The following is a 19,513-nucleotide window of genomic DNA, read 5'->3' on the forward strand; positions in this document are numbered from 1 at the left end:
GAGTTTGGCAACGATGGTGCAGCCGGCCGACAGGGAATTTTATGCGGGCCTTCCTCTTTTCGAGGCATTCGAAGGGGTCGCCGACGAGGCCAACTACCGGCCCTTGCCCGACGGCTGGTGGCTCGCCGTTGCCGATATCGTCAATTCGACGGGAGCGATCGCCGAAGGGCGATACAAGAGCGTGAACATGGCGGGCGCGAGCGTCATCTCGGCGCTCATGAACGGGCTCGACGAGAAAAACCTCGCATTCGTCTTCGGTGGCGACGGGGCGCTCGCTGCCGTGCCCGGAACGCTGGCGGCAAAAGCGAAGGACGTGCTCGCCGCGGCCAAGACATGGGTGGCGGAGGAACTGGGCCTTGAGCTTCGCGCCGCAATCGTCCCGGTATCCGACGTGCGCGCCAGCGGGTTCGACATGCGTGTCGCCCGCTTTAAGGCGAGCGAGGAGGTCTCCTACGCCATGTTTTCCGGCGGTGGTGCCAGTTGGGCGGAAGCGGAAATGAAGGCGGGCCGCTACCAGATCGAGGCCGCGCCGCCCGGCACGAGACCCGACCTGACAGGATTGTCATGCCGCTGGAATCCGATCGTCTCGCACCACGGAGCGATCGTCTCCATTATCGCGGTGCCGGGGGAGCGGGGCATCGGTCCGGAATACAAGGCGCTGATCGGCGACATCGTGTCCTTGGCCGAGGGGGAGGAGCGAGGCGGGCACCCGGTACCGGAAAAAGGACCCGAGCCGCACCTTTCCGTGCGCGGCATTACGGTGGAATCGCGCGCCGTCTCGCCGAGGGGCCGGCGCTTCCTCGCCTGGTCCTTCGTTGCGGCGCAGAGCCTTGCACTGTTTCTCTGTTTCAGGCTCGGCATCAATTTCGGACCGTTCGACGTCAAGCGATACGCGCGCGACCTCGCCAGCAATTCGGACTTCCGCAAGTTCGACGACGCGCTGAAGATGACGATCGACGTCAGTCTCGATCGGCTGCGCCGTATCGAGGAACGGCTGAAGCAGGGAGCGGCGGCGGGCATATGCCGCTACGGGCTGCACCGGCAGGATTCGGCGCTGATGACGTGCATCGTTCCGAGCCCGATGAGCAGGGACCACATGCACTTCATCGACGGTGCGGCCGGCGGCTACGCGGTGGCCGCCCGGAACCTGAAGGCCGGTCTTTCCGAAGGGGACCTGTCGAGCACCGGGGATATTCCCCCCGCGGTCAAGCCTTGACGATGTGCTCGGCAGCAAGGCCGTGGCGCGCGAAGACGTTGCGCGTGTCGACGATCAGCGGCGCCCAGTCGGCAAGTGCGGCATAGTCGAGAGCATCGTGGTCGGTCGCAATAAGCGCGGCATCGAAGCCGCGAACCGTCGCTTCGTCGAAGACGACCGACCGCCGGCCCTTCAAGGCCATGTGTTCTCGGGTCGAGGGAATTTCATCCACATGGGGGTCGTAGAAAGCGGCCTTGCCGCCACGCTCCTCGATGAGCTCTATCAGCTTCAGGGAGGGGCTTTCACGAATGTCCGGAACATTCTTCTTGTAGGCGAGGCCGATGACGAGGACTGCCGAGCGGCTGAGCGCCTTTCCCTCCCGCCGGTCGAGCGCCTCGGCGAGCCTTGCCACAACGTGACGGGGCATTGCCGAGTTGATCTCGCCGGCGAGTTCGATGAAGCGCGTCGGCAGCTCGTACTCCCGGGATTTCCACGTCAGATAAAAAGGATCGATGGGAATGCAGTGGCCGCCGAGCCCGGGTCCCGGATAGAAGGGCATGTAACCGAAGGGCTTCGTCTTGGCGGCATCGATCACCTCCCAGACATCGATGCCCATCGCCTCGTAGACGACCTTTAGTTCGTTCACGAGGGCGATGTTGACGGCGCGGAAGATATTCTCGGTCAGTTTTACCGCCTCTGCGGTCGCGTTGGACGAGACCGGAACCACCGTCGTGACCACGGCGGCATAGAACCGCTCCATCAGCGCTGCGGCCATTGGGCCGTCTCCGGCCACGACCTTGGGGATGCTCGTGGTCTCGTAAGCGCGATTGCCCGGGTCTTCCCGCTCCGGCGAGAATCCAATGAAGAAGTCGGCGCCGGACTTGAGCCCCGTTTCTTCCAGGATGGAGCGCACGATACCGTCGGTGGTGCCGGGATAGGTGGTCGACTCCAGAACGACGAGCTGACCCGGCCGCAAGCGGTCAGCGATCGCGCGCGACGTATTCTCCACGAAGGAGAGGTCGGGATCGCGGTGCCTGGTCAGCGGCGTCGGCACGCAGATGATGATGACGTCGCAAAGGCCGAGATCCGAAAAGTCGGTCGTGGAGCGGAACCGCCCGGCGCCGGCTTCACGGGCAAGCGCCGCGTCCGAAACCGCTTCGATATAGGAGCTCCCGGCGTCGAGCGCGACGATCTTGCCCGGGTCTATGTCGAAACCGGTGACATGGAAGCCGGAGCGCGCGATTGCAACGGCAAGCGGCAGGCCGACATAGCCGAGGCCGATCACACCGACGCGGGCGGTGCGGCGGGAGATCGATTCGAGCAGCCTGTCGTGATGCGGAGAGGTCAAGATTGGCTTCCAGTTCTGTTGCCGGGAGGGCCGCTTCAGCGATCCGGCTGCGGAGCCCGGTGCCGTTTTGTTGGCGGGAAAGCCACCGCAAGTCAAGCGCGGCGCGCCGTCAGCGAAGCCGCACGCCTCAAGGCCTGCGTCGTTTTGTCTGGCCCGGGCAGGCGCGCGGTCGTGAGGGACCCCAGCAATTTCAGGGTGCAATGCGCAGGGCTGTTGCGTGTACGATCCGGCAACGATCAAAAATCGCTCGTGGTCTCTGGAAAATGTGCTCCCCGGTGAATATCTGCAGGAGCGCAGCGGTGACCCGATCGCTGCACGAACGGCCGCGGGAGGCGGCGGGAGCCTTCTTTCACCGACGGGTACCCACTCAGTGCTACCGCGAGCGAGCGATCGCTGCTTCGCGGTCGGCGCCGGTGGCGACCGTTGCCGCGACGATGAGGACATGGCATGAGCCCGATCAACGACAACGTTTCCCAAATCCTCCTGGACAAGGTCGCCGACTGGCTCATGCGAACCTCGCTCAGCGACGAAACACTTGAAACCATCGTGCGCGGTTTCTGCGAGCGGTTGGCGGCGGCGGGCCTGCCGCTCATGCGCGTCCATCTGTCTTTCTCGATGCTTCACCCGCTTTACGACGCCCTCGGCTTCACCTGGTGGCGAGGTCAGGGTGTCGAGGTGAGCGGTCTGCGCCATGAGGAATTGGCGCTCAATCCCGAGCGATTCCTGCACAGCCCGTATTATTACCTGCTCAGCAACAATCTCGATCATGTCAGGCGCCGGATCGATCCCGCCTTGCCCTCGGAGTTTCCGATCCTGGACGAGCTGAAGGAGCAGGGAGCGACCGACTACATAGCCTTCATGCAACCTCTTGGAGCAGAATCCGAACACGGAATGGTCGGCTCGTGGACGACGGACCGTCAGGGTGGTTTCAGCGACGACGTCATTGCGGCCCTTCTCAGACTTCAGAACCATCTGGCGATCGCTGCCAAAGTGGCCGTGCTCGGCAAGCTCGCCGACAACATGCTGACCACCTATCTTGGCGCCAATGCCGGGCGCCGCGTGATGAGCGGCCAGGTCCGGCGGGGCGACGGCGAGACGGTACGCGCAGTTCTCGTCATGGCGGATATGCGCCAGTCGACGATGCTTGCCGAAAAGGAAGGCCGGCAGGCCTATATCGAGTCGTTGAACGGCTTCTTCGACGCGATCGCCACGCCTTTCAACCGCAACGGCGGACAGATACTGAGCTTCATCGGCGACGGCTTCATCGGCGTCTACCCCTGCGGCCGGCACAAGGAGCCGTCGGAGATGGCCAGCCGCGAGGCATTCGCCGCCGTGGGCGCGGCGACGGCGCGCATGGCCGCCCTCAACGCGGAACGCAGGACGCAGGGCCGCGACCCGATCGGCTACGGCATCGCCCTGCATGTCGGGAACGTCATGTTCGGCAATGTCGGGCTGCGCGACCGACTGACCTTCTCGGTGTTCGGCTCTGCGGTGAACGAGGTACAGCGGCTGCAGAATCTGACGAAGAAATATGACCACAGCGTCGTCGCGAGCGAAGCCTTCGTGAATTATTGCGGCGGGGAATGGCAAACGCTCGGGCAGGAGAAACTGCGCGGGGTTCGTCAGAAGTTCACGGTCCTCTACCCCCGGGATACCGCACTTGCCGCAATCGCGCAGGAGCGGGCATATGATGCAACCGAGGATGGACTTTCCGAGGCCGAGCATGTCATGTTGCTCTACCGCAACAAGAAGCGGCCGCCTGGCCCGCGCGGTCTGATCGACAAGATGCTGCAATGAGGGGACCGATGTTTCGTATAGCTCTGCTGGCCGCGGCGATTGCCTTGCCGAGTCTCACTTATGCCCAGTCGGCGGAGGAGCCGGCAGTCTACGAACGGAAATTGTACGATGGTTTCGAGGGCACGGATTTCGCGCCTGAAGGGGGGCTCTACTACCGCAAGAATTTCGAGCAGAGCGCCGGCACATACGAGTTCCAGAGAGCCGTCAAACGCAGCGGCAACGGAGGGCTGAAGCTTAGCATAGCGCCGAATTGCCCTGCGGATCACGACGGCTGCAGCGAACGCGCGGAGATCTGGGAAAAGACCGAGTTGCGGGTACCCTACGACAAGGGGGTCTGGTACGGCTTCTCGGTAAAGTTCGACGATCCGGTGCCGAGCGACGACCACCGCTATCTCATCGCACAGTGGAAGCGAGAGATCGATCCCGGTGCCGAGGGCGACTTCAGCCCCTTTCTGGCGCTGCGCATGAATTTTGGAAAGCTCTTCGCCACGGTCGAAACCAACGATCTGCCTCCGGTCACCGCCGGCCCTGATGGCGTAGCGGCGCGTTGCGCCCCAGGCCAGGCGCCGGTCTGGCTCCGTCCGGAAGTCAACCAGATGCGCATGCTGGTGGCGACCGACGGCAACTGGAAGCCGGAAGACGGCAGCCTCTTCAATTCATGCACGGACGGGATCACCATTACCAACCATGGCAATCCCTTACCGGATCCGAAGTCCGGCTGGATCGATTTCGTCGTCTTCACGAAACCCGGTCCCGACGGCTCGGGCCATATAGAGCTCTTTGCCAACGGCCAGCCGATCGTCTCCGTCAAGGGCCATGTGGGCCATGCGGACAAGGGTCTCGGTGAGAACCAGTACTTCAAGTTCGGACCTTATCGGGCCGCCGATACGACCGATTGGACGCTCTATTACGACGATTTCCGGCGTTCCCCGCGCTGCGAGGACGTCCTGACCAACGGCAGCTGCCCGTTCTCTTAATGCCGCTCCACGCTTCCTGACCTTCCGGTGGCCTGCTGGACAGCCCGTTTAACCTAGGCTACTGTTTTTGAGTGGCAAAAAGTTACGGTGCCTCCGGCGGGGCTAGCTTTGCACGCGGGGTCAGACGCGCGGCGCTGCAGGAAGTGGCCGCATGATTTTATTTTGGGGGCGGCCTCGAGTTGGAATTGTGCAGGAGGGGTATTGAGGGAAGCGTGCTGCGATGACGTCAGGAGCGGACCTGCTGCGAGTTGAGGGTCTGCGGATCACATTCTCGGTGCTGGGCGGCGAGGTTGAAGCCGTTCGGGGAGCGAATTTCAGAATTCTGCCCGGAAGGGTGACGGCGCTCGTCGGCGAGTCCGGGTCCGGCAAGTCGGCCATCAGCCAGGCGATCATGGGCATCCTGCCGAGCGTGGCAAGCGTCGGCGGCCGGGTGTTGTTCAACGATCCCGAAGCCGAGGCAAAGGGCGTCGACCTGCTTTCGCTGGATACGGACGGGCGCGATATCCAGGAGATCCGCGGCGCACGCATCAGCAAGATCTTCCAGGAACCGATGACCTCGTTGTCGCCGCTTCACACGATCGGCAACCAGATTTCGGAAGTTCTGAAGATCCATACGGATACCGACAAGGCAGGGCGCCGCGAGAGGACGGAGGAACTGCTCGGCTATGTCGGCTTTTCCGATCCGAAGCGGGCATACGACATGTATCCCTTCGAACTTTCCGGCGGCATGCGACAGCGCGCGATGATCGCGATGGCGCTGATCTGCCGACCGGCGCTGCTCATCGCGGACGAACCGACGACGGCCCTCGACGTGACGGTTCAGGCGCAAATATTGCAGCTCTTGCGCGAGCTTCAAAGCAAGCTCAACATGGCCATGCTTCTGATCACCCACGATCTCGGGGTCGTTGCCAACATGGCCGACGAGGTGGTCGTTATCTACCATGGCGAGATCGTCGAGGCAGGACCTGTGGATGCGATCTTCCGCAATCCCCGGCATCCCTATCTCAAGGGTTTGATGGCCGCCGTGCCGCACTTCGACATGAAACCGGGCGAGAGGCTGAAGGCGTTGCGCGAGGTGCCGGTCAAGGCCGGCGCGATCGTCGGCGACCGGGAAGTCAAGAAAGCCGCGGGTCCCAATGTCCTCGTGTCCGTCCGCAACCTTTCGAAGACGTTTTCCACGCGCAGCTCCGGCTGGTTCGGCAGCGGCACCGCATATCGGCATCGCGCTGTCGACAATGTCAGCTTCGACATCCGCCGCGGTGAATGCCTCGGGCTCGTCGGCGAAAGCGGCTGCGGCAAGACGACCGTCAGCAAGATCCTCATGCGGGCCGTGACGCCTGACAAGGGCACAATTACCTTCGACGACGGGGAGGGCGCGCTCGACGTCCTGAAGCTCGACGGCGGGGAACTCAAGGCTTTGCGGGCGAAGATCCAGATGGTCTTCCAGGATCCCGTCTCGTCGCTTTCGCCGCGCATGACCGTGAAGAACATCCTCAGCGAGCCGCTGGAGATTCACGGCCGAGGGACGCCGAAATCGCGTGAGGAACACGTTCGCTCCCTTTTGCAGGCGGTCGGGCTCGACCAGCGCTTCATCAATCGTTATCCCCACAGCTTCTCCGGCGGCCAAAGGCAGCGTATCGGGATCGCCCGGGCGCTCGCGCTCGTGCCGCAGCTTCTAATCTGCGATGAACCCGTTTCTGCGCTCGATGTTTCGGTGCAGGCACAGATCCTGAATCTTCTCAAGGACTTGCAGAAAGAGCTCGGTCTGACGATGCTGTTCATCTCGCATAACCTCGCGGTCGTCGACTACATGGCCGACCGGATCGCGGTCATGTGCGCGGGCCGGATCGTGGAGCTGGCGCCGCGCGAGGTGCTGATGCGCAATCCGGTCCACCCCTACACGAAGTCGCTCCTCGCCGCCGTTCCCTATCCCGACCTCGACCGTAAGCTCGACTTCGATTCCCTTGCGGCGAGCGGCGGATCGGACCAGGAGCGCTGGGGCGCGCAATTTTCCGACGGCGGCGAGAACGGTGCTCTTATTCCCGCCGACCTCGGTGGCGGGCACTATGTCCTCGCCCGCGAATCGGTGGATGCCAGGGAGTTACGCCGATGATCACCCGAAGAACCGCGCTTGGCATTCTCGCGTCGGCTGCGTTTCCAAAAGCAATGCTCGTGGCCGCAGGCGGAACCGACGCGCTCGCCGCCCTCGTTCAGGAAGGCAAGCTTCCGCCGGTCGGCGAACGATTGCCGAAGACGCCGAGGGTGATCGATGTCGCGGCGATGGGACGAAAGGCCGGCCGCCACGGCGGCACGATCCGCAGCCTGATCGGCAGTGCGAAGGACATTCGCCTGATGACGATCTACGGCTATACCCGCCTGGTCGGCTACGACGAGAAGCTCAATCTCCAGCCCGATATTCTCGAAAGCTACGAGACGGTCGAGGATCGTATCTTCACCTTTCATCTGCGCGAGGGCCACAAGTGGTCGGACGGCACGCCTCTGACGGCCGAGGACTTCCGCTATTGCTTCGAAGACGTGCTCCTCAACGAGAATCTGACCCCGGCCGGCCTGCCGCCGGCGATGGTCATGGACGGGCAGGCGCCTAAGTTCGAAATCGTCGACGAGCGAACGGTCCGCTATTCCTGGCCGATGCCGAACCCGGTTTTCCTGCAGGAACTCGCTGCACCACAGCCGCTGGTCGTCGTCATGCCCTCGGCCTATCTCAAGCAGTTCCACACAAAATATCAGGACGAGGACAAGCTGAAGACGTTCCTGAAGGAACAGCGGGTCAAGAAGTGGAGCCAGCTGCACATGCGGATGGCGCGCTCTTACCGGCCCGAAAATCCGGATTTGCCGACCCTCGACCCGTGGCGCAACACCACGCCCCTGCCGGCCGAACAGTTCATGTTCGAACGCAATCCCTATTACCATCGGGTGGACGAAAACGGCTTGCAATTGCCTTATATCGACCGGTTCGTGCTCAGCGTCAGTTCGTCCTCGCTCATTCCGGCGAAGGCCGGCACGGGCGAAAGCGACCTGCAGGCCTATGGGGTCGATTTCGTTGACTATACCTATCTCAAAGATGCGGAAAAGCGGCACCCGGTCGAGGTAAAGCTCTGGAAGAAGACGTCGGGGTCACGCCTGGCGCTGCTGCCGAACCTCAACTCTGCCGACCCGGTGTGGCGGCCGCTGCTCAGGGACGTGCGCGTCCGTCGTGCGCTGTCGCTTGCAATCGACCGTCGCGAAATCAACATGGCCGCATTTTATGGGCTGACGAAGGAAAGCGCCGACACTGTGCTGCCTGAAAGTCCTCTCTTCCGGCCCGAATTCGCGAAGGCCTGGATCGCCCATGATCCGGAACAGGCGAACGCGCTGCTCGACGCGGCCGGACTGGCCAAGCGCGGCGGCGACGGAATCCGTATTCTTCCCGACGGCCGAAAGGCGCAGATCGTCGTAGAGACGGCCGGCGAAAGCACGCTCGATACCGATGTGCTGCAGCTCATAACCGATTATTGGCGCGAGGTCGGCATTTCGCTGTTCATTCGCACCTCGCAGCGCGATACCTTCCGCAGCCGCGCGGTCGGCGGCGAGATCATCATGTCGATGTGGTTCGGTCTCGACAACGGCGTGCCGACCGCGGACATGAGCCCCAGCCAGCTTGCACCGACCACGGACGACCAGCTGCAGTGGCCCGTCTGGGGTTTGAACTATATGTCGCATGGCGAAATGGGCGAGGCACCCGACCTTCCCGCGGTCGTCGAGCTCCTCGACCTGCTCAAGCGCTGGAGGCATTCCGCGGACGATGCCGAGCGGGCTGACATCTGGAGACAGATGTTGTCCATCTACACGGATCAGGTCTTCTCGATCGGGCTGGTCAACAGCTCGCTGCAGCCGATCCTCGTCACGAAGAAGCTGCGCAATTTCCCCGATGAAGGGTTGTACGGTTTCGACCCGACGAGCTACCTCGGCGCCTACAAGCCCGACACCTTCTGGCTGGAACAGGACGACTGAGATGCTGCGGTACATTCTCTGGCGCATCGCAGTCATGGTCCCGACGCTCCTCATCATCTCCGCGCTCGTCTTCGCCATCATCGAACTGCCCCCGGGCGACTATTTCGAAAGCTACATTGCCGAGATCAGGGCGCAGGGCGAGGGCGTCAACATGGAACAGATCGAGGCGCTGCGTAAGCAGTATGGCTTCGACCAGCCGCCGATCCTGCGCTATGTCCACTGGGTCGCGGGGATGCTCCAGGGCGATTTCGGTTATTCCTTCGAATATGAATTGCCGGTGAGCGAGGTCGTCGGAGAGCGCCTGTGGCTCACGGTCCTGGTCTCCTTCGTCACCATCATCTTCACCTGGGTCATCGCGTTTCCGATCGGCCTCTATGCTGCCACGCACCAGTACAGCTGGGGCGACTACGGCCTGTCGCTGATCGGACTCATCGGCATCGCAATCCCGAATTTCATGCTGGCCCTGGTCCTCATGTATTTCGCCAATATCTGGTTCGGAACTTCGATCGGTCATTTGATGGACCAGAAGTATCTTTCCGAGCCGATGAGTTGGGAAAAGGCGAAGTCGATACTCGAGCATATCTGGATCCCGGTCATCATCGTCGGCGCGGCCGGTACCGCCGGCATGATCCGGCGCCTCAGGGCCAATCTGCTCGACGAACTCCAGAAGCAATATGTCGTGACCGCCCGCGCCAAGGGGCTTTCGCCCACGCGAACCCTGCTCAAATATCCGCTGCGCATGGCGCTCAATTTCTTCATTTCGGACATCGGGTCGATCCTGCCGGCGATCATTTCGGGTGCGGAAATCACGGCAATCGTGCTGTCCCTCGAAACCACCGGACCGATGCTGATCAAGGCGCTGCAGAGCCAGGACATGTACCTCGCCGGGTCGTTCCTGATGTTCCTCGCGTTCCTCACCGTGATCGGAGTGCTGGTTTCCGATCTGGCGCTCGCCGTCCTCGATCCTCGAATTCGTCTGCAAGGCAGGAGCACAAAGTGACGTCACCGATCCCGGCGCCCGGCGAGCCCCTTCCGCACTACGTTTCGACCGCGCCCTTCGACCCCTATTCCGTGGAGGTGATGACCGAGGAGCAGGTGCGGGTGAATCAGGCATCGCAGCTGCGCCTGATGTGGTGGAAGTTCAAGCGCCACAAGGTCGCGCTCGTCTCGGGCATCTTCCTCGCGATGCTCTACGGGATGATCCTGATCTGCGAGTTTCTCGCGCCCTACAACCTGCATACACGCAATGTCGATTTCATCTACGCGCCGCCGCAGAGCGTTCGCTTTTTCCACGAGGGTGAATTCGTCGGCCCCTTCGTCTACGGCCGGACGATGAAGCTGGACATGGATACGCTGAAGCGCAACTACACGGACGATACGACGGCCGTCGAGCGGATCCGGTTCTTCTGCCGCGGGGACGACTACCGTTTCTGGGGTTTGTTCGAAAGCAATCTGCATCTGGTTTGCCCGGCGGAGGGAGGGCAGCTTTTCCTTCTGGGCACGGACCGTCTCGGCCGCGACGTGCTGTCGCGGATCATCTACGGAGCGCGGATATCGCTGACGATCGGACTTCTCGGCATCACCGTCAGCTTCGTTCTCGGCATCGTCATCGGCGGCCTTGCCGGATATCATGGCGGGATCTTCGACCTTGTGGTTCAGAGACTGATCGAAGTACTGCAGTCGATCCCGAGCATTCCGCTCTGGCTTTCCCTGGCGGCGATCATGCCGGCGACATGGAGCCCGCTTCTCATCTATCTGGGTATAACCGTCATCCTGGGCCTTCTCGATTGGACCGGCCTTGCGCGCGCCGTGCGCTCGAAGCTGCTGGCGCTCAGGGAGGAAGACTATGTCCTTGCCGCGCAGTTGATGGGCGCCAAAAGCGGACGCATCATAGGGCGCCACCTCGTTCCGGGCTTCATGTCCCATCTCATCGCCACGGCAACGATCTCCATACCCGGCATGATCCTTGGCGAAACGGCGCTGAGCTTCCTCGGCCTGGGCCTGCGTCCTCCGATAACCAGCTGGGGCATCCTGCTCACCGAGGCAAAGAGCGTCAGCGTCATTGCCTTCTATCCGTGGCTGCTTTTCCCCACGATCCCGGTCATTCTTGTGATATTGGCGTTCAACTTCCTGGGAGACGGGTTGCGCGACGCCGCCGATCCCTACAAATAAGCCCCGGTATCGCTGTTGGCTGCAAGCGATCGCTGCAATAGACTTCGACGTTTCTATCTTTGAGCGAAAGGTTTTTCGTATGACACGGCGCTTCGAGGATGCCCGCATCCTCATGTACAGCCACGATACCTTCGGGCTCGGCCATCTCAGACGTTGTCGCGCCATCGCCCATGCCCTGGTAGAAGATTACAGCGGACTGCAAATCCTGATCATCTCCGGTGCGACAATCGCCGGCGCCTTCGATTATCGCGCCCGCGTCGACTTCGTGAAGATTCCGAGCGTCATAAAGCTCCGAAACGGCGAATACACTTCGCTGGACCGCCACATCGAGCTGCACGAAACGTTGAAAATGCGGCAGTCGATCATCCGTTCGACGGCGGAAAACTTCCGGCCGGATATTTTCGTCGTCGACAAGGAGCCGATGGGCCTGCGCGGCGAGGTGGAGGATACGCTCGCCTACCTGAAGACGCACGGCACCAGGCTGGTGCTTGGCCTAAGGGAAGTGATGGACTCGCCGCACCTCCTGGAAGAGGAATGGAAGCGACGCGACACGATGCGCAAGATCGAGCAGTTCTATGATTCGATTTGGGTATACGGACCGCCGGATTTCTACGATCCGCTGGTCGGGCTCGACGTGCCCGTTGCCGTGCGCGATCGCATGAACTTCGTCGGCTTTCTGCAAAGAAGCGTTTCCCACGATGCGCTGCACGGCCATAAGCCGGAAGGCGACTACATACTGGTCACCACCGGCGGCGGCGGCGACGGAGCGGACCTCATCCATGACGTGATCCACGCCTATCAGGAGGATCCCGAACTCACGCACAACGCGCTCGTCGTCCTCGGCCCCTACATGCCCGCAAAGCAGCGCAACAAGCTGATCAAGAAGGGAAGCAAGATCCCATTCATCAAGATTATCGAGTTCGACAATCGCATGGAGGAACTGGTAGCCGGCGCCAGGGGTGTGGTGTCGATGGGCGGCTACAACACCTATTGCGAGATTCTCTCTTTCGACAAGCCTGCTCTGATCGTGCCGCGTCTTCAGCCACGCGAAGAACAATTGATCCGCGCCCAGCGTGCCTCCGCACTCGGGCTCGTCGACATGCTGCTTCCGCAGGAAGCGGAGGAGCCGTTGCGCCTTGCTGCGGCCCTGAAGGCGCTGCCGCAGCGCGCACCGCCGTCGCTCCGCGCCAATGGCCTGAGGCTGGAAGGCCTCGTCCACATATCCGACATCGTCGGCGAATGGCTCGATCATAGATCGAAGGAGCATTTGGCCGTCGTGAAAAGATCGAACTGAAGGCACGTGTTACCGAAACCGAAGATCGCCGTCGTGCTGAAGGGTTATCCACGCCTTTCGGAAACGTTCATTGCGCAGGAACTGCTGGGTCTCGAAAGAGCAGGGCATGAGCTCGTCCTGGTCGCCCTGCGCCGTCCGACCGACAGGAAGCGCCATCCCGTCCATGACGAAATACGCGCGGCCGTCCATTACCTGCCTGAATATCTGCATGAGGAGCCGTGGCGCGTTCTCCGCGCGCTGGTGAAGACCGTCCGGAAGCCCGGCTTCCGGCGCGTGCTCGGGCCGTTCCTCCGGGACCTCGCGCGAGACGTTTCACGCAACCGCTTCCGCCGTCTCGGCCAGGCGCTGGTGCTCGTAACCGAATGGCCGGAAGACGCCGCGTGGCTGCATGCCCATTTCATTCACACGCCGGCGTCGGTGACGGATTATGCCAGCATCATCACCGGCATACCCTGGACTTGCTCCGCCCATGCAAAGGACATCTGGACCTCTGAGGATTGGGAGCTTTCGGGCAAGCTCGACCGGGCCCGCTGGACTGTGACCTGCACCCGAAGCGGTTATGAGCATCTGCGGGACCTGTCGAAGGACCAGACTCGGGTCCATCTGAGCTATCACGGCCTCGATCTCGATCGTTTCCCGGCCTTCGAAGGCGAGCATACAAGGCGCGACGGCTCGGATCCCGACGATCCGGTGCGCATCGTCAGCGTCGGGCGCGCCGTTGCCAAGAAGGGATATGACGTCCTCCTGAAGGCGCTGGCGTTGTTGCCTGCGGATGCCAACTGGCGCTTCGAGCATATCGGTGCGGGAGAGCTCACCGGCCGGCTCCAGGCGCTTGCTGCAAAGCTTGGCATCGAGGATCGCATCCGCTGGCACGGGGCGCTCGATCAAAAGGATGTTTTGGACCGTTACCGCGAGGCCGACATCTTCGCACTGGCCTGTCGGGTGACGGCCAGCGGCGACCGCGACGGGCTGCCGAATGTGCTCGTGGAAGCGTCGAGCCAGCGGCTTGCCTGTATCTCGACCGCAGTCTCCGGCATTCCCGAACTTCTTGAAGATGGCAAAAACGGGCTGGTGGTGCCGCCGGAAAGCCCGGAGCCTCTTGCCGCGGCACTGGAGCGGCTGATCCGCGACCCGGAGCTTCGCCGGCGCCTTGGCGCCGCCGGCGAAAGGCGCGTGCGCAACGAGTTCGACCATCACTCCAGCGTCGGTCAGCTGGTCGGGCTCTTCGAAAGCGAATGGAGAAGAAGCCCTTGAGCAGGCCTCGCGTCTTATTCTATGTGCAGCATCTACTCGGTATCGGGCATCTGGCGCGCGCGAGCCGCATTGGCGGAGCGCTGGTCGAGCAGGAGTTTGAGGTCGCGATGGTGACCGGCGGCACGCCGGTGCCGGGCTTTCCGGGGGAAGGCGTGCAGACCGTCGCACTACCGGCGGTGACTGCCGGCGACAAAGGGTTTTCCGGGCTTGTCGACGGCGACGGAAACCCGGTCACGGCCGCTTTTCAGGAGCACCGACGGGATCTGCTCATCGAGGCGTTCCGACGCGCGGAACCGGACGTCGTCATCATCGAGGCCTTCCCCTTCGGGCGTCGGCAGATGCGGTTCGAACTGCTGCCGCTGCTCGCTGAAATTGCGGCGAGCGGCCGGCCGCCGCTCGTGGCGACGTCGCTGCGCGACATTCTGCAGGAGAGGGTCAAGCCTGGAAGGGCCGAAGAGACCGTCGAACTCGTCAAGAACCATTTCGATCTCGTGCTCGTTCACGGCGATCCCGGATTCGCCCGTATCGAGGAAACATTTCCCCTTGCCGACGAAATCCGCGACAAGGTCGTCTATACGGGCCTCGTCGCCCCGCCGCCGCCGAATGAAGCGGCCGAGAAATTCGACATCGTGGTTTCGGCGGGCGGAGGCGCTGTCGGCAGGGAACTGATCGGTGCGGCGCTCGAGGCTGCGAAGCTTCTGCCGAATGCGCTTCGCTGGTGTCTGATAACAGGCCCGAACCTTCCGCAGGCGGATTTCGACACATTCGCGGCCGCGGCTCCGGAGGGCGTCAGCCTCTTTCGTTTCCGGCGGGATTTCGGTGGGTTGCTCGGCGGTGCCCGCCTTTCCATCTCGCAGGCCGGCTACAACACCGTGTGCGATATTCTGCGTGCCGGATGCGCGTGCCTCCTCATCCCCTTTACCGCGGGTGGCGAGACCGAACAGAACACGCGTGCGGCACGGCTCGAACAGCTCGATCTCGCCGGGGTGCTGCCGGAGGAGGGGATCACGCCCGAGCTTCTGGCCGCGAAGGTGAGGGCGATGCTTGCACGACCGAGGCCGGCCATCCCGCCGCTCGACCTCGACGGAGCCGCCGGAACGGCGAGGATCATCGGAGAGCGCCTTTTGTCGAGGCTGCCCTTTAGGTCACGATGATTTAGGTCGGATCGCCCTATATCATGATGTGATCGATTCTAATAAGTCGAGACGAGGCACGCAGGCGGAAAACCGCAATTTTCCTCATCCCGCTCCAGGAGTTGGACCGACCCGATCAGCATGACGCGCGTGTATCTTTTCGTAGGCAGCGCTCCCGCGAAGTCGATCCGCGCGAGACGCGCCTGCGCTTGAAATTCTTCAAGCGACCTGACGCAGCTCATGTGGGTGGGTTCGCTGAAATAATCGTTCGATTGCAGGAGGACGCGGGTGCCGGGCGGAAGGAGGTCCAGCCAGTTCCGCAGTTCGGCGAGGTGTTCACAGCTCGTGTTGATCAGCAGATCCGCATTCAAGGCGCGACAGTCGAGCGTGTGCATATCGGCCGTCCTTGCATTGAACCTGTCGCCGAAGGTTGCATTGAGCGTGCGCGCCACCGGCTCGACCGCGGGATCGAGGTCGCAGCTCACGGCGAATTCGATGTCGAAGCGCGAATCTTCGGGCAGCATGGCCGACAGAACGCCGCCGTACCAGCCGCCGAGCACGACGACCCGTCGACAATCTGTGCCGATGCTCTCGAAGAGCTTGTCGCGCGCCCACATCTTGCAGTCGACCTGCTTGTGGTTGAAGACGTTGGCAATGTTCGCGTGCGGATGCTTCGCAATGACCCTGGCTATGCCACCGACGAGCCGGCTAACGGAATACGCAGCGAACCCCGGCAAGGTCACGGGCGCTCTCGCGCCAATCTTCGCGAAGGCGGGAAGAGTGGCTGGCATGCGTCATGCGGCTGTTGTAAGCTCACGGTCAGTTGAGCGCAAGGCGCAGGAGTGGAGGCAAGACGCCTGCGCAGATGAGCGGTACTGCATATCTATCGAGGCTTGACATAGCGCATCGCTCTGCTCTCATGCCGGGTAGTCACGATTTCGTGGAGGCAGCGCAGGCCCATTGACGATCAGGCGGACCGGCACCAAGTGCGGCGCTGTAGTCCGCCGGCAGAACAGCCGAGCGATCCCGAATTTCAGATAGGTCTCTTTACCGGCACATGGAACCACGTCTTTCCCGTTACATCTGGACTCACACCCGCAAGCAGCAGCTCTGGATATTGCTGGTCGTGGCGCTGTCGATGGTTCCCTATTTCCTGTCCTTCGATCTGCCGAAGCAGATCGTCAACGGACCGATCCAGGGTGCAGGTTTCGACGGCCCCGAGGCGACCCAACCGTTCCTGCCGATTTCGTTCGACCTGCCGTTCTTCGGTGAGGTCAACCTCTTCTCGGGTTTCGATCTCGGCAGGGAAGGCATGCTGCTGGCCTTGAGCCTGGTATTCCTGCTGCTCGTGATCATCAACGGGCTCTTCAAATTCTATATCAACACCTACAAGGGCCGGCTCGGCGAACGGCTTCTGCGGCGAATCCGCTTCGAGCTCGTCGACCGGGTTCTGCGCTTTCCCCCCGGCTATCTTAAGCGCGTCAAGCCGGCCGAAATCTCGACCATGATCAAGGACGAGGTGGAGCCGATGGGCGGCTTCACCGGAGACGCCTTCGTACAGCCCGCCCTTCTCGGCGGCCAGGCTCTGACGGCGCTGATCTTCATCCTCCTCCAGAGCTTCTGGCTGGGCATCATCGCAGCCTCCATAGTCGCCGTTCAGGCCGTCATTATCCCGCGTATGCGCAGGCGACTGCTGGTGCTCGGCCGCGAGCGTCAGTTGACGGCGCGTGAGCTGTCGGGGCGCGTCAGCGAGATCGTCGACGGCATCGGCACGATCCGCGCCCACGATACCTCGAATTTCGAACGGGCCGACATTGCCGCGCGGCTCGGCCGGATATTCAAGATCCGCTACGATCTCTATCAGTGGAAGTTTCTGGTCAAATTCCTGAACAATTTCCTGGCCCAGGTGACGCCGTTCCTGTTCTATTCGATCGGCGGATATTTTGCGCTTCAGGGCCGGCTCGATATCGGCCAGCTTGTCGCGGTCATCGGCGCCTACAAGGACCTACCGGGTCCCTTGAAGGAATTGATCGATTGGGACCAGGCGCGCCAGGATGTGCAGGTCAAATATGCCCAGGTCGTAGAACAGTTCAGCGTCGAACCGCTGATCGACCCCAAGGTGCAGGCGATTTCCCTCGACCCGGCAACGCCGCTCACCGGAGCGCTGGCGGCCGTCAACCTTTCGGTCGCCGACGACGGCGGCTCGAAGGTCGTGGAACATGTATCGCTGCAGGTCCAACCCGGCGAAACGGTCGCGGTTACCGGGGGTACGTCCGGAGGCGGCGAGGCGCTGGCCGAGGCATTCGGCCGGCTGACCTGGCCCGCAACCGGCCGAATCCTCATAGGCGACGTCGATATTCATGAGTTGCCGGAATCGGTGGTGGGCAGGCGAATATCCTACGCCTCCTCCGACGTCTTTGCCTTCCAGGGCAGCCTCGGCGACAATCTGCTCTACGGCCTCAAGCATGCTCCGTTGACGGAGGTCGTCTATGAGGGCGACAGGGAAGCTCAACGCAGGTGGGAACTTGTGGAGGCGAAGCTCGCCGGCAATCCGCATTACGACCTGAACAGTGACTGGATCGATTACCCGGCCGCGGGCGCGACGGGGCCGGACGACCTCTTCGCGAAGATCAGAGCCGTGCTGGACGTCGTTCTCTTGAGCAATGACGTCCTTGCGCTTGCTGTCCGTTCGACGATCGATCCGACCGAGCACGAGGCTTTCGCCGGCGAGATCGTGGCGATGCGCAGCGCGCTTCGGCAAAGGCTCGAGGCCGAGAAGCTCAGCGACCTCGTCGTCTTCTTCGAACCGGGCTCCTACAATGTCGAGGCGACCGTCGGGGAGAACCTGCTCTTCGGCACGGTCACCGACAGCAACCGATGGGAGAAGGCGCTCGAGGACCATCCCTTCTTCAAGACCGTTTTGAAGCGGGCGGGCCTGCACGAGACCTTCTACGAGATGGGGCTGGAAATCGCCGAGAACGTCGTTGAACTGTTCCGCGACTTGCCGCCGGACCACCCGTTCTTCCAGCAGCTCACCTTCATGACGGCCGAGGAAATCCCCGCCTACGAGGCGCTTCTTCAGAAGGTGAGGGGAAAGCCGCTCGAGGAGGTGTCCGAGGATGATGCCATCAGGATCATCCGCCTGTGTTTCGGCTATATCGAGCCGCGGCATCGCTTCGGTCTCCTGACGGACGATCTCATGCAGAAGATCGTCGAGGCGCGCCGTGAGTTCAGCGACGGCCTCCCGGCCGATCTCGTCGGCATCATCGAGCATTACCAGCCGGACCGCTACATGGCCTCGGCGACGATCCTGGACAACGTGCTGTTCGGCCGCATCGGGCACAAGCACACGGACGGGTCCGAGCGGATACGCGCAATCGTGCGTGACCTGTTCGAGTCGCTTGGGCTTTACAACAAGGTGCTCGTGTTCGGGCTGGATTTCGACGTCGGCGCCGGCGGCAAGCGGTTGACGTCCGGCCAGCGCCAGAAGCTCAATCTCGCGCGTGCCCTGATCCGGGTCTCGGATTTCTACGTCTTCAATCAGCCGCTTCTGGCGCTCGACCAGCGCACGCAGGATCAGATCACCCGGAAGGCCTTCGCTTTCCTGAGGGATGGCGAGCGAAAGCCCGCTATATTGTGGGTTCTTGCCAATCAGGATCTGGCGGAACTCTTCGACCGCGTCGCCCATTTCGAAAACGGACGGTTGGCGCACGACGAACCGGTGGAAACGCACTCAAGAGACAGCGACTACAAGGAACTGGCATCTTGATGTAATATTGTTGTCAGGAGGCAAGCATATGTTCCCGCCGGCCGGGTTAGAACCTGTTTGCACCAAGCGCGACGCATTCGGAGAAGCGGACTGTTATGCTCCTAAAAGATGAAGTGGAAATGCTGCGCCGGATAACTCTGTTTTCCGGACTTCCGCCTGCCAAGCTCAAGCTTCTGGCTTTCACCTCCGACCGGGTGATGTACAGTGCGGGAGAAGATCTGTTTCATCAGGGGGATATCGGCGACGCTGCCTATGTGATCCTTTCCGGCAATGCGGATGTGCTCGTTTCGACGCCGAGCGGACAGCTGAAAGTCGCCGAAGTGGAGCAGAATTCGATCGTTGGCGAGATCGCCATCCTCTGCAACACGCCGCGTACGGCAACCGTCAAGACGACCACCTCACTCGAAGCATTGCGGATCCGGAAGGATGATTTCCTCAAACTATTAGCTGATTTCCCGGAGATGGCAGTCGAGATCATGCGGGTGCTGGCCGACCGTCTCAGCCAGACGACTTCCGAGTTGACGGAGGCGCGCAGCCGCGCCCAGAGGGCAGAGGCCTGAGTT

At 62.1% G+C, this 19,513-nt stretch carries 13 protein-coding genes and 1 pseudogene; 12 read left to right on the forward strand and 2 right to left on the reverse strand.

What is annotated here, in order from left to right; genetic code table 11:
• Positions 1–13 precede the first annotated feature (13 nt).
• On the forward strand, positions 14–1,216 hold the full coding sequence (locus BHD07_RS27400; protein WP_338283874.1) for a DUF3095 domain-containing protein: 1,203 nt from the start codon (positions 14–16) through the stop codon (positions 1,214–1,216).
• Here BHD07_RS27400 and BHD07_RS27405 read toward each other — a convergent pair.
• Entirely contained in the window at positions 1,206–2,543 is a 1,338-nt protein-coding gene (locus BHD07_RS27405; protein WP_338283875.1) for a nucleotide sugar dehydrogenase, read from the reverse strand. The two genes, BHD07_RS27400 and BHD07_RS27405, sit on opposite strands and share 11 nt — an antisense overlap.
• 447 nt (positions 2,544–2,990) lie before the next feature.
• On the opposite strand from BHD07_RS27405, the gene BHD07_RS27410 reads away from it, so the two are divergent.
• The 9 genes from BHD07_RS27410 (at position 2,991) to BHD07_RS27450 (ending at position 15,202) form a co-directional block, all read left to right on the forward strand.
• Positions 2,991–4,340 (forward strand): adenylate/guanylate cyclase domain-containing protein, encoded by a 1,350-nt coding sequence (locus BHD07_RS27410; protein WP_100670486.1) that lies wholly within the window; start codon positions 2,991–2,993, stop codon positions 4,338–4,340.
• Positions 4,341–4,348: 8 nt separating this feature from the next.
• Positions 4,349–5,317, forward strand: a complete 969-nt coding sequence (locus tag BHD07_RS27415) for a polysaccharide lyase (protein WP_338283876.1) — start codon at positions 4,349–4,351, stop codon at positions 5,315–5,317.
• Between the two features lie 220 nt (positions 5,318–5,537).
• Positions 5,538–7,430 carry an ABC transporter ATP-binding protein gene (locus BHD07_RS27420; protein ID WP_100670482.1) on the forward strand — a complete coding sequence of 631 codons (1,893 nt, stop codon included), beginning with the start codon at positions 5,538–5,540 and terminating at the stop codon, positions 7,428–7,430.
• A complete protein-coding gene (locus tag BHD07_RS27425) occupies positions 7,427–9,328 on the forward strand; it encodes an ABC transporter substrate-binding protein (protein ID WP_338283877.1) in 1,902 nt (633 codons plus the stop codon). Before BHD07_RS27420 ends, BHD07_RS27425 begins: the two co-directional genes overlap by 4 nt.
• Position 9,329: 1 nt before the next feature.
• Positions 9,330–10,328, forward strand: coding sequence for an ABC transporter permease (locus tag BHD07_RS27430; RefSeq protein ID WP_003531312.1), 999 nt, complete (start codon positions 9,330–9,332; stop codon positions 10,326–10,328).
• Positions 10,325–11,500, forward strand: a complete 1,176-nt coding sequence (locus BHD07_RS27435; RefSeq protein ID WP_275599018.1) for an ABC transporter permease — start codon at positions 10,325–10,327, stop codon at positions 11,498–11,500. The genes BHD07_RS27430 and BHD07_RS27435 overlap by 4 nt, the downstream gene beginning before the upstream one ends.
• Positions 11,501–11,579: 79 nt before the next feature.
• Positions 11,580–12,794 (forward strand): glycosyltransferase family protein, encoded by a 1,215-nt coding sequence (locus BHD07_RS27440; RefSeq protein WP_275599019.1) that lies wholly within the window; start codon positions 11,580–11,582, stop codon positions 12,792–12,794.
• 6 nt (positions 12,795–12,800) lie between these two features.
• Positions 12,801–14,048 carry a glycosyltransferase family 4 protein gene (locus BHD07_RS27445; RefSeq protein ID WP_100670474.1) on the forward strand — a complete coding sequence of 416 codons (1,248 nt, stop codon included), beginning with the start codon at positions 12,801–12,803 and terminating at the stop codon, positions 14,046–14,048.
• Positions 14,030–15,202, forward strand: coding sequence for a glycosyltransferase family protein (locus tag BHD07_RS27450; protein ID WP_338283878.1), 1,173 nt, complete (start codon positions 14,030–14,032; stop codon positions 15,200–15,202). The genes BHD07_RS27445 and BHD07_RS27450 overlap by 19 nt, the downstream gene beginning before the upstream one ends.
• Positions 15,203–15,306: 104 nt before the next feature.
• Here the strand turns inward: BHD07_RS27450 and BHD07_RS27455 are convergent.
• Positions 15,307–15,979 (reverse strand): annotated as a pseudogene (locus tag BHD07_RS27455) (class I SAM-dependent methyltransferase); the annotation flags it as partial.
• Between the two features lie 259 nt (positions 15,980–16,238).
• On the opposite strand from BHD07_RS27455, the gene BHD07_RS27460 reads away from it, so the two are divergent.
• Complete coding sequence (locus BHD07_RS27460) at positions 16,239–18,950, forward strand: ABC transporter ATP-binding protein (RefSeq protein ID WP_338283879.1); 2,712 nt, start codon at positions 16,239–16,241, stop codon at positions 18,948–18,950.
• Between the two features lie 95 nt (positions 18,951–19,045).
• A complete protein-coding gene (locus BHD07_RS27465; protein ID WP_100670470.1) occupies positions 19,046–19,510 on the forward strand; it encodes a cyclic nucleotide-binding domain-containing protein in 465 nt (154 codons plus the stop codon).
• Positions 19,511–19,513: the final 3 nt, after the last annotated feature.

The sequence above is a fragment of the Sinorhizobium sp. KGO-5 genome (assembly GCF_036245905.1).
In the GTDB taxonomy this organism is placed as follows: domain Bacteria; phylum Pseudomonadota; class Alphaproteobacteria; order Rhizobiales; family Rhizobiaceae; genus Sinorhizobium; species Sinorhizobium meliloti_A.

Excerpts from the sequence above, each read along its gene's own strand:
- BHD07_RS27400 (WP_338283874.1), top strand. The coding sequence starts at position 14 with ATGGTGCAGCCGGCCGACAGGGAATTTTATGCGGGCCTTCCTCTTTTC.
- BHD07_RS27425 (WP_338283877.1), top strand. The coding sequence starts at position 7,427 with ATGATCACCCGAAGAACCGCGCTTGGCATTCTCGCGTCGGCTGCGTTT.
- BHD07_RS27465 (WP_100670470.1), top strand. The coding sequence starts at position 19,046 with ATGCTCCTAAAAGATGAAGTGGAAATGCTGCGCCGGATAACTCTGTTT.
- BHD07_RS27440 (WP_275599019.1), top strand. The coding sequence starts at position 11,580 with ATGACACGGCGCTTCGAGGATGCCCGCATCCTCATGTACAGCCACGAT.
- BHD07_RS27460 (WP_338283879.1), top strand. The coding sequence starts at position 16,239 with ATGGAACCACGTCTTTCCCGTTACATCTGGACTCACACCCGCAAGCAG.
- BHD07_RS27430 (WP_003531312.1), top strand. The coding sequence starts at position 9,330 with ATGCTGCGGTACATTCTCTGGCGCATCGCAGTCATGGTCCCGACGCTC.
- BHD07_RS27410 (WP_100670486.1), top strand. The coding sequence starts at position 2,991 with ATGAGCCCGATCAACGACAACGTTTCCCAAATCCTCCTGGACAAGGTC.
- BHD07_RS27450 (WP_338283878.1), top strand. The coding sequence starts at position 14,030 with ATGGAGAAGAAGCCCTTGAGCAGGCCTCGCGTCTTATTCTATGTGCAG.
- BHD07_RS27415 (WP_338283876.1), top strand. The coding sequence starts at position 4,349 with ATGTTTCGTATAGCTCTGCTGGCCGCGGCGATTGCCTTGCCGAGTCTC.
- BHD07_RS27420 (WP_100670482.1), top strand. The coding sequence starts at position 5,538 with ATGACGTCAGGAGCGGACCTGCTGCGAGTTGAGGGTCTGCGGATCACA.